Raw genomic sequence first — 1708 nt, 5'->3', positions numbered from 1 at the left:
CGTCCTCAACCTCACGGTGCACGCCGTCGACGCCGAGAAGGGTCTGCTGCTCGTCAAGGGCGCCGTCCCCGGTGCCCGCGGCCGCCTCGTGTACGTCCGCAACGCAGTGAAGGGGGCCTGAGTCCATGTCTGACACGACTCTCGCGCTCGACGTCCACAGCGCCGCCGGCAAGAAGGCCGGCTCGGTGGAGCTTCCCGCCGCGCTCTTCGACGTCAAGACCAACGTCCCGCTCATCCACCAGGTCGTCGTGGCGCAGCTCGCCGCGGCTCGCCAGGGCACCCACTCGACCAAGCGTCGCGGTGAGGTCTCCGGTGCCGGCCGCAAGCCCTTCAAGCAGAAGGGCACGGGTAACGCCCGTCAGGGTTCGATCCGCGCGCCGCACATGACCGGTGGTGGCATCGTCCACGGCCCGAAGCCGCGCGACTACTCGCAGCGCACCCCCAAGAAGATGATCGCCGCCGCGCTCCTCGGTGCGCTGAGCGACCGCGCTCGCGGCGAGCGTCTTCACATCGTCGACTCGTTCGCGATCGACGGTGCACCTTCGACGAAGGCTGCGGCTGCGGTTCTCACCGCTCTCGCGCCGACGAAGAACGTGCTCGTCGTCGTCGAGCGCGATGACGAGCTCACGCTCAAGAGCGTGCGCAACATCTCGTACGTGCACGTGCTCTCGTTCGACCAGCTGAACGCCTACGACGTTCTGGTCTCCGACGACATCGTGTTCACCAAGGCCGCCTACGACGCGTTCGTCGCGGCGAAGACGGCCACTGAGGAGGTCTCCGCATGAGCACCGTCGGCAAGGACCCGCGCGACATCATCCTGAAGCCGGTCGTCTCCGAGAAGAGCTACGGGCTCATCGACGAGGGCAAGTACACGTTCCTCGTGGACCCGCGCTCGAACAAGACCGAGATCAAGCTCGCGATCGAGAAGATCTTCGGCGTCCAGGTGGCGTCGGTCAACACGATCAACCGCACGGGCAAGGCCCGTCGCACCCGCTTCGGCGTGGGCAAGCGCAAGGACACCAAGCGCGCCATCGTCACGCTCAAGTCGGGCACCATCGACATCTTCACGAGCGTCGGCTGACGTCGGGATAGAGGACTAGAGAAATGGCTATTCGCAAGTACAAGCCCACGACCCCCGGTCGTCGCGGCTCGTCGGTCGCCGACTTCGCCGAGATCACGCGTTCGACGCCGGAGAAGTCGCTGCTGCGCCCGCTCGCCAAGACCGGTGGCCGCAACAACCAGGGCCGCATCACCACCCGTCACATCGGTGGTGGCCACAAGCGTCAGTACCGCGTCATCGACTTCCGTCGCAACGACAAGGACGGCATCAACGCGAAGGTCGCTCACATCGAGTACGACCCCAACCGCACCGCGCGCATCGCGCTCCTGCACTACGTCGACGGCGAGAAGCGTTACATCCTCGCCCCGAACAAGCTGCAGCAGGGCGACGTGATCGAGTCCGGTCCCGCGGCCGACATCAAGCCCGGCAACAACCTGCCGCTGCGCAACATCCCCACCGGTACCGTCGTGCACGCCATCGAGCTGCGCCCGGGCGGCGGCGCGAAGCTCGCCCGCTCGGCCGGCGCCGGTGTGCGTCTCGTCGCGAAGGACGGCCCCTACGCCCAGCTGCGTCTCCCCTCGGGTGAGATCCGCAACGTCGACGCGCGCTGCCGCGCCACGATCGGCGAGGTCGGCAACGCCGAGCAGT

The 1708-nt window shown here is 67.3% G+C and carries 3 protein-coding genes and 1 pseudogene; all 4 read left to right on the top strand.

Going from position 1 to position 1708, the window contains the following annotated elements; all coding sequences use genetic code 11:
• Window positions 1-121 (top strand): annotated as a pseudogene (rplC, locus tag BGO15_RS10575) (50S ribosomal protein L3); the annotation flags it as partial.
• A gap of 4 nt (window positions 122-125) precedes the next feature.
• Window positions 126-785 (top strand): 50S ribosomal protein L4, encoded by a 660-nt coding sequence (gene rplD / locus BGO15_RS10570; protein ID WP_056207460.1) that lies wholly within the window; start codon window positions 126-128, stop codon window positions 783-785.
• Entirely contained in the window at window positions 782-1081 is a 300-nt protein-coding gene (gene rplW, locus BGO15_RS10565; RefSeq protein ID WP_045246807.1) for a 50S ribosomal protein L23, read from the top strand. Before rplD ends, rplW begins: the two co-directional genes overlap by 4 nt.
• 23 nt (window positions 1082-1104) lie before the next feature.
• Window positions 1105-1708, top strand: a 604-nt coding sequence (gene rplB / locus BGO15_RS10560; RefSeq protein WP_286748233.1) for a 50S ribosomal protein L2, incomplete at its 3' end; no start/stop codon positions are given.

Origin of the sequence: Microbacterium sp. 71-23, assembly GCF_001897265.1 — a bacterium.
Classification (GTDB): Bacteria; Actinomycetota; Actinomycetes; order Actinomycetales; family Microbacteriaceae; genus Microbacterium; species Microbacterium ginsengisoli.
Note: the sequence above shows the minus strand (reverse complement) of the source record. Positions and strands in the feature narration are given on the sequence as shown.